General features: G+C 71.7%; 4 protein-coding genes and 1 pseudogene. 2 read left to right on the top strand and 3 right to left on the bottom strand.

Going from position 1 to position 8,198, the window contains the following annotated elements; genetic code table 11:
* Positions 1-422: 422 nt before the first annotated feature.
* A pseudogene (locus AOK18_RS20840) lies at positions 423-1,917 on the top strand (multicopper oxidase family protein); the annotation flags it as partial.
* A 323-nt stretch (positions 1,918-2,240) separates the two neighbouring features.
* Here AOK18_RS20840 and AOK18_RS20845 read toward each other — a convergent pair.
* Positions 2,241-2,807 carry a DUF6328 family protein gene (locus AOK18_RS20845; protein WP_099048924.1) on the bottom strand — a complete coding sequence of 189 codons (567 nt, stop codon included), beginning with the start codon at positions 2,805-2,807 and terminating at the stop codon, positions 2,241-2,243.
* A 145-nt stretch (positions 2,808-2,952) separates the two neighbouring features.
* Complete coding sequence (locus AOK18_RS20850; protein WP_055695349.1) at positions 2,953-4,065, bottom strand: glutamate--cysteine ligase; 1,113 nt, start codon at positions 4,063-4,065, stop codon at positions 2,953-2,955.
* Between the two features lie 551 nt (positions 4,066-4,616).
* On the opposite strand from AOK18_RS20850, the gene AOK18_RS20855 reads away from it, so the two are divergent.
* A complete protein-coding gene (locus tag AOK18_RS20855; protein ID WP_055573512.1) occupies positions 4,617-4,895 on the top strand; it encodes a GlsB/YeaQ/YmgE family stress response membrane protein in 279 nt (92 codons plus the stop codon).
* A gap of 160 nt (positions 4,896-5,055) precedes the next feature.
* Here AOK18_RS20855 and AOK18_RS20860 read toward each other — a convergent pair whose 3' ends face one another.
* Positions 5,056-7,833 (bottom strand): glycosyl hydrolase, encoded by a 2,778-nt coding sequence (locus AOK18_RS20860; protein ID WP_055695350.1) that lies wholly within the window; start codon positions 7,831-7,833, stop codon positions 5,056-5,058.
* Between the last annotated feature and the right edge of the window lie 365 nt (positions 7,834-8,198).

The raw sequence follows: 8,198 nt of genomic DNA on the forward strand, positions 1-8,198 counted from the left end.
GTGCTGCGGGCGCGGGGCGGGCCCTCCGGACGGACGCACCGTGCGCCGCGGACGGAGTTCGCCGGCCAGTCCTGATGCGGACATGGAGGTGTTTTCCACGGCTCCGGCTGACGAGATGCGAATGCTTCGCCCATGTCCGGCCGAGCCTGGATTTCATGGTAACTCGAACAGACGTGCGATGAAGGGGTGACGGTCGCGGGCGGGGCCCCTCGCCGTCCCCGGCCACCNNGCGTACGACTCGCCGGGCGGCGCGGACGAATCGCGAGACGCGCCGACCCAATTACCGCATATATGACCATAAGACATGTCTTATTTATCTATGCACTCACCTACGCGGCGCGCCTTGCTCGGCGCCTCGATCACGGCCATCGGCTCGGGAGTCCTGGCCGCCTGTTCCGGCCCGGGCCCGCACTCCGGGCCNNCGCTCCGGCGGCCGGGGCCCCCGGCCGCCGGAGCGGCGGCTTCGTCCCCAAAGGGCCCGAGGGGTACGTGAACCCGTCCGATCCCGAGGTCCTCGCCGCCGAGAGGGAACGCGGGTCCGGCCCCCTGCGCACGTTCGTGCTGACCGCCACCGAGACCTCCCTCGACCTGGGCGGGCGGACCGTCAGGACGTGGGCGTACGGTGACGCGCTGCCCGGCAAGGAGATCCGGGTCAGCGCGGGGGACGTCCTCGATCTCACGCTCGTCAACCACCTGTCCGTGGCGACGACGCTGCACTCGCACGGCATCCGTCTGCGCTGCGACATGGACGGTGTACCGGGCCTGACCCAGCCCTCCGTCAAGCCCGGCGCGGACTTCGGCTACCGCTTCGCCCTCTCGCATCCGGGCACGTACTGGGTGCACTCACACTCGGGAATGCAGCTCGACCGCGGCCTGTACGCCCCCCTGATCGTCGAGGACCCCAAGGAACCGCTGTCCTACGACAAGGAGTGGGTCGTCGTCCTGGACGACTGGCTGGACGGCGTGAACGGCTCCACCCCGGACGGCGTGCTCTCGCAGCTGCACGACGGCAGGGAGATCGCCATGGACATGGGTGAGGACTCCGCACACGACGGGCTCGCCTCCGGTGAGCCCGCCGGTCCCTCGCGCGTCCTGCGGGAGGGACACAGCCACCTGCTGCGCAGTGCCGGCGGCCACGTCGATCACCCGTACTACCTGATCAACGGCCGTCTCCCCCGGTCCCCCTCGGTCTTCCGGGCCCGCCCCGGGGACCGGATCCGGTTGCGGATCATCAATGCCGGGAGCGACACGGCTTTCCGGGTGGCACTCGGCGGCCACGAGATGACCGTGACCCACACGGACGGCTACCCGGTCGAGCACATGCGGACGGACACGCTGCTGCTGGGCATGGCCGAACGCTACGACGTGCTCGTCACCGCCAAGGACGGGGTGTTCCCGTTGGTCGCGCTGGCGGAGGGCAAGAACGCGAGGGCCCTGGCGGTCCTGCGCACCGGCGGCGGAAGCTTCCCCGGATGCTCCGCGCACCCGGAGGAGCTCGACGGCCGGTTCGTGCCGGCCAGGCGGTTCGTGCCGGACGAATCCGTGGCCCTCTGCGAACGCCCGCCGGACCGCGAACTGTGCTTCAAACTGACCGGGAGCATGGGGAAGTTCGACTGGAGCTTCGACCGCCGGCCCTACTCCGTCGAAGAACGCCACCCCGTACGGGAGGGCGAACGGGTCCGCCTCACCTTCTTCAACGCCACCGACATGTGGCACCCCATCCACCTGCACGGCCACACCTTCGCCCTCACCAGCGGCCATGCGGGCGGAGCCCGCAAGGACACCGCCCTGGTGCTGCCGCACCGCAAGCTCGTCTTCGACTTCAACGCCGACAACCCGGGCCTGTGGATGCTCCACTGCCACAACCAGTACCACTCCGAGTCCGGGATGATGACCATCCTCGGCTACCGGAAGTGACGGCGCCGGCGGCTTCCCCGCCGCCTGCGGGTACCCGGGACCGCGCGGGCGTGCCCGCGCCGAAACGTCCACGCTCCGGTGGGGCGGGCCGCCGCGGCACGGGATGCGTCGCCGCCGCACGGCCACCGGCACCATCCGGCCGGCCGGGTCCGGCCGTCCCCGGCCGGCCCCGCCCGCGTCCTCGGCGTCCCCTCCGTGGACGGGAGATCCCCCGCTCACGGCGCCGCGCGGCCCGCTCCGGCGAACTCGTGCGCGGCCGGCGGGAGGCCCGGGAGCCGTCGGCGGGCCGGCGGCCGAGGGAAGCGACGCCCGCGGAGCGTCCGTCAGGAGGGGTTCCGCCGCGCCGCCCGGCGGGCCGAGCGGCGGCGCAGCCACAGGGGGAGGGCGTACCAGGACAGGGCGAACCACAGCATCACCGCGCCGACGAGCAGCTTCGCCGTGAGGCCCGGCAGGACGACGTGCAGGATCAGGAACAGGGTGCAGCCGATCGTCACGGCCAGGAGGGCCATGCCGCCCATCATGAGCCGGTGCGCCACCTCCACCATTTCGTCCTTCATGCGCTGACCGGACAGGAAGCGGTGGATGGAGACGGGCGCTATCAGGGACGCGGTCGCCGCCGCGCCCGACACCACCGTGATGACGTAGACGGCGTGGTCGAACGTGCCCAGGTCGTGGAAGAGGGGGGTGAAGGCGACGCTGAGCAGGAAGCCGAAGAGGATCTGGACTCCCGTCTGCGCGACGCGCGTCTCCTGCATGATCTCGTTCCACCGCCGGTTGACACGCTCACGCGGTGTCTCCGGCGTCTCGCCCCCGGGAGAGGCGGCGTGACCGCCGCACCCGCCGCACCGGCCGGTCTCCGTCTCCGGCCGCTCGACCGACTCCACCGTCATGCTCATTCTTCCTCCCGTTTCCCCCTCCGTCTGCCCGCCCGACCTTGTTGCATGCTCACGGCAACCGGTGCCGCCGGGCCCTGTCCGAGCACATGAGCGGCACCGTCCGGGCCGTCGCGGCCCCGTTCCCCCCGGCGGAAGGGCGTCAGCCGCCCGTGGTCAGGTCGGCGCAGCGGCGCACGACATGGGCGAGGCCGTCGCCCTCCTCCAGCAGGCGGCGCTGTGCGCGCGCTCCGTTGCCCTGTTCGAGGAGGCGGGTGATGCCCTCGCGGACCAGGACGTCGTCGCCGTGGTCCACCAGGGCCTCGCGCACGTGCTGGTACAGGGCCCACACCGCGTCGGCGGCGGAGGTCTCGTGCATGGTCCCGGGGTGCAGGAGGGGGCCGTCGAGACCCGAGCGTCCCGCTCGCCACGAGGCGAGGCGCAGCAGACCCGCCCCGACCCTGTCCGGCGGTATGCCGTCCTGCCAGGCCCGGGCGGACGTCTCCACCAGGGCGCGCGCGAGCGCGGCCAGCAGCACGGGCCCGGACGCGTCCAGGCACACGTCCGCCACACGGATCTCCACGGTGGGGTACGAGGCGGAGAGCCGGGCGTCGAAGTAGACCATGCCCTCGTCGCGGAGGACCCCCGTCCCGACCATGGCGGCGACCTGCTCGTGGTAGCGGTCGGCGGACCCGAAGATCTCGACCGGGCCGGCGGACGGCCAGCGGTTCCACACCCGGCTGCGATAGCTGCCGTAGCCGGTGTCCTGCCCCTGCCAGAAGGGGGAGTTCGCGCTCATCGCCGTCAGGACCGCCAGCCACGGGCGCATGCGGTCCAGGACGGCCACGCCCTCCTCGTCGGAGTCCACCGACACGTGCACGTGGCAGCCGCAGGTCAACTGCTCCTGGGCCGTCACCCCGAACTGCTCGCCCAGCCACCGGTAACGGGTACCGGCGCTCAACGACGGCTCCACGGCCAACGGCGAGGTCGCCACGGCCACCACCCTCGCACCGGCACTGGCCGCATGGCGTGCCGCCTCCTCGCGGCAGCGGGTGATCTCCTCCTGGAGCCGGCCCATCTCCGTCACCGGTTCGGTCGCGAACTCCACCTGCTCCTGCTGGAGCTCCCCCTCGAACCGGTGGTCCTTCGCCCCGTCCCCGCCGTGCTGCCCGGCCCGGCGGTCGGCAGCCGCGAGCGCCGCGTCGGAAACGGCGACCGGCTCCCCGCTGTCCGGGTCCACCAGCAGCAGTTCCTCTTCCACACCCACACTTCGCATGCCGTCGCCCCTCGTCTCCTGCTCACCGTTCCGGTCACGCCCGGATCGTGGCAGGCAGATGCCCCCGCGACGACGTGCCATGCCTGGGGGGAGCCGCCGGGCCCGCCGCCGGCGGCGGGGCCCCGCTGCATCCACCGACGGCGCGGGACTCCGGGGCAGGCTGCTGAACGGTTACCGGGTCGGGGACATTACAGCCTAGAACAGTCGGAAGACACCACCACTCCGGAAGACACAAAGCGGCGGCGCTCGGGCCGGCCGGAGCCGTCGGCGGGAGGGGCTCCTCGGGCGGGCGGTCATCGTCCGTACCAGCACCGTTCCGCCGCCCCCACGGTCCGGGCTCCCCCGCCGTCCGGGTCCCCGGCGGCGGTGCGGGCGGCTTGAAACACCCGACCGGGCCGACGTGACGGCCCGTCGCCGCGCGGACCGGGCCGACGGACCGCGGGCGCAGGACGCCGGCGAAGGAGACGTTTGTTCGGGCGCGAACGGTGCACACGAGGAGTCAACACAGTCTTTGTCCGAACAGTCTTTGTCCGACGAAGTGGAGACGCACCATGGGCATCATCGCGTGGATCATCATCGGCCTGCTCGCCGGGGCCATCGCCAAGGCCCTGATGCCGGGCAAGGACCCCGGCGGCATCATCATCACCATGCTCATCGGCATCGCCGGTGGTCTGCTCGGTGGCTGGCTCGGCAAGGTGATCTTCGGCGTCGACTCCGTCGACGGGTTCTTCGAACTCTCCACCTGGATCGCCGCGATCGTCGGATCCCTCATCCTGCTCGCCCTCTACCGCGTCATCGTCGGCAACCGAAGCTCGCACCGTCACGCGTGAACCGCTGACGGCACACCCCTTCGACCGCTCCCCCGGGGGCCCGGCACCGCCGGGCCCCTTTCCGTGTGCCGTCGGCCCGGCCGGATCCGGCCGGGAGGCGGGCGGCCCGGGGCCGGACGGTGCGGCGGGCACCGGCCCGAGGCCGGTGCCCGCCGCCGGTTCAGCTGTAGGGGATCACGAGTACGGACTTGTCCGTGCCCGTCTGGAGCTTCGAGGTGCCGTTGCCGATGGCGTTCCACACCTCGAGGCGTACGGTGCCGCCCTTCAGGTCGCTCAGCGCGCCCGTGGACGCCTTGAGCCCGCGTGCCTGCGTGTACTCCTCCCATCCGGTGACCGGGTCGGTCGCGAAGTAGTGGTACGTCTCGGTCCGGTCGAAGCTGCCGTCGCCGGTGAAGTCGTAGCTGATCCGGGCCTGCTGGCCGAGCCCGACCGTGCCGCCCGCGTCCACCTGGAGCCGGAAGGCGGTCCGGGCGTCCGGGGCGGGCGTGCCGTTGACGCCGCGGGCCTCGTAGACGAGCGGCTGGTGCGGGGTGCCGTCGTGGTTGGCACCCCCGGCGGAGGCGATGGTGTCGCTGCCCGCCGTGCCGCCGGTCGCCGTGGTCAGGGTGCCGCCGCTGCGCAGCTGGAAGGTGTTGCCGGTCGGCGGGTCGGGGTCGGGGTCGGGGTCCCCCGAACCGGTTCCGGTGCCGGTCGCCGTGGAACGGGCCGGTACGGAGAGGGTCTTGCCGTCGGAGAAGGTCACGGTGCGGGCCGTGGCCCCGTGGTTGTGGGCCGCGTAGGTCCGGGTCGTTCCCTTGGTGAAGACGGCGGAGGTGGGGATGTCACCGGTCACGGTGGCGTCCGGGGCGCCGAGGGCGTCGAGGGTGTTGATCCAGTGGTAGGTGTGTGCCTTCGACTCCCCCTGCTCCGGGGTGTATCCGGCGTGGCCCGCGTCCCATTTCGCCTTGGCCGCGCCCGGGTCGGCGAAGGACTGGAACTCCCAGAGGATGTCGCGCCATTCGACGGCCGGGCCGCCGTTCTCCCGTTCCATCTCGGCGATGTTGCGCCGGATGGCGGCCTTCTCACCGCCGAGGTGGAGCGATCCGCCGGTCACGGGCAGGACGTTGATGCCGTGGATCTCCTCGGGGTTGGCGGTCCACCAGGTGGCGTAGGCGGCACCGCTGCCCCACACCATGCCGGCCGTGTCGTGGCGGAACGAGGAGGGGAAGACCTGCTCGTCTGCGTCGAACCAGTACTGGGCGATCGACTCCGACTCGGTGGTCAGCAGGAAGGTGCCGAGGTCACGCAGCGAGGTGTCGCCGGTGGCGGAGCCCCACAGGACGAGGGCCGCGCTGAGGTTGGTGGACTCGGAGGAGGACTCCTGGTTGTTGCCGGCGGCGAAGCCCTGGTGGCCGGAGGCCCAGCTGTGGCCCGCGTAGACGTCGAAGCCGCGCAGGAAGGGGAAGGCGGTGTCGGTGCGGCTGGGGTTGGCGGTGTCCCGGACGAGGGTCTTGACCATGCCGCCCCAGGCGGAGTCGGCGGCCCATCCCTGGTCGTACTGGGCGACGATCGCCGCCGCGTAGACGTAGTAGCTGTAGTGGAAGTGGTGGTCGTTGAGTTCGGTGTCGCTGCCGTAGGAGGCGGGGTAGCCGGTGAGCGTCTTCCAGTCCTTGTCGTAGCTGAACTCGTTCGCGCCTCCCGCCGTGAACCAGTCCTGGAGTCTGCCCTTCATCAGGCCGAGCAGCCGGTCGCGGATGCCGGTCTCGCCGATCTGGTCGGCCACCGGGACGAGCTGGGCGAGGCGGCCGAGGGCCTTGCCGGTCCAGTAGGTGTCGGTGGCGCCGGAGAAGGGGTCGGCGGCGTTGACGACCTCGTTCAGGTAACCGCGCAGTCGGGCGGCGTCCACGCCGTTCGACTTGGGCAGCGCGGGCAGCACCGCCGACGCCTTCTGGCTCGTGGTGAAGGAGGCCGACTCGCGGACCTTCATGGTGCCGCGCGGTGAGACGTAGGTGTAGGAGGTGAGGGGGTCCGTGGTGTTCAGCCACTGGTGGCGGTAGAGGGCCTGGAGCGTGCCGCGCTCGGTGCCTTCCTTCGCCTCGGTGGTGAGCGTGTAGGTGGCCTTGACGGTGCCGCCGGTGTAGTTCCAGGTCACCTTGGAGTCGGTGACGAAGCTGTAGGCGTACTTCTTGAAGGTCGCCAGCGCGTCGGTGGACGGCAGGACGGCGACGGAGAAGTAGTCCTTGGAGCCGAGTCCCGCGGTGACGGTGGAGCCGGCGACGTTCCAGTCGCTGCCGGTCGGCGCGAAGAGGGCGTAGTGGTGCCCGGCGACGGTGATGCCGAGGACGTTGCCCTGGTCGGCGAAGACGGCGGGCGCGCCGGCGGTGGTGATCTGGGCGTTGCCGCCGGAGCCCTTGGCGTACACGAACGGGGAGCCGTGGCCGATGGTGGTGCGCAGGGTGCGGGTACCGTCGGACCACTGGGGGGTGACCGTCCAGTCGGACCAGTCGTCGGCCTTGGTGTCGGGCGAGTTGAGGCCGGCCAGTCCGATGGTGAGGTCGCGCTTGTGGGCGTACTCGTACTGGCGGCCGTCACCGACGATCGCGGGGGTCGTCGGGTAGCCGACGTCGAGCCCTCCGGCCGTGGCCTGGTAGGTGAGGGGGTGCCCGTACATGGGGGTGGAGTACGGGTTGTCGCCGTAGCGCTGGAAGGCGAGGGAGGACCACCAGTCGTTGGTGGGCACCGGCCGATTCTTCGCGGCGGCGGTCACCTTGGGGGTGACCGGCGTTCCCGTGTTGGTGGTGGGGCCCGACGTGCCGGGGGGCCGGGTGTCTGAGTAACTGCCGGAGCCTACGGGGACGGTGGCGGCGGCCGCCGGTGCGGCGGCCGGGCCCAGGCCGACGACGGCGAGGGCTGAGGCCAGGAGCAGCACTACTGCCGGTCTGGTGTGGGGGGATGGCATACGGCACCTCACGTCATTGCAGGAGGGGAGTCTGAGAGCGCTCTCAGTTGGCCGGAACGTAAAGCCCCTGTAATGCACGTGTCAATAGATTGAACGCGGCGGGCAGTGGGCGCCGGACCCGAATCCGTTATGTCTTCGCGTCTTGACGGTGCGGGCACGGGGTTCGCGGAGCCCCCTTCGGGCGGTGGCGCGAAAGCGCTCCCGGCGCGCGGGCGCGAGCCCCGCGGGGCCGGCACGCCCCGGACTCCCGATCACTCCCGCCCCTCGCCCCGCCGTCCGCCGCTCCCCGAGTGCGCCCCGCCCTCCGTTCACGGCAAGACGGACCAATCCTTTATGTCGCCGCACCGGCTCCTACTCACCGGCAC

Source organism: Streptomyces prasinopilosus (genome assembly GCF_001419695.1).
In the GTDB taxonomy this organism is placed as follows: domain Bacteria; phylum Actinomycetota; class Actinomycetes; order Streptomycetales; family Streptomycetaceae; genus Streptomyces; species Streptomyces prasinopilosus.

Coding starts and splice junctions, on each gene's coding strand:
- AOK18_RS20850 (WP_055695349.1), bottom strand. CDS start 4,065: ATGCGAAGTGTGGGTGTGGAAGAGGAACTGCTGCTGGTGGACCCGGAC.
- AOK18_RS20845 (WP_099048924.1), bottom strand. CDS start 2,807: ATGACGGTGGAGTCGGTCGAGCGGCCGGAGACGGAGACCGGCCGGTGC.
- AOK18_RS20855 (WP_055573512.1), top strand. CDS start 4,617: ATGGGCATCATCGCGTGGATCATCATCGGCCTGCTCGCCGGGGCCATC.
- AOK18_RS20860 (WP_055695350.1), bottom strand. CDS start 7,833: ATGCCATCCCCCCACACCAGACCGGCAGTAGTGCTGCTCCTGGCCTCA.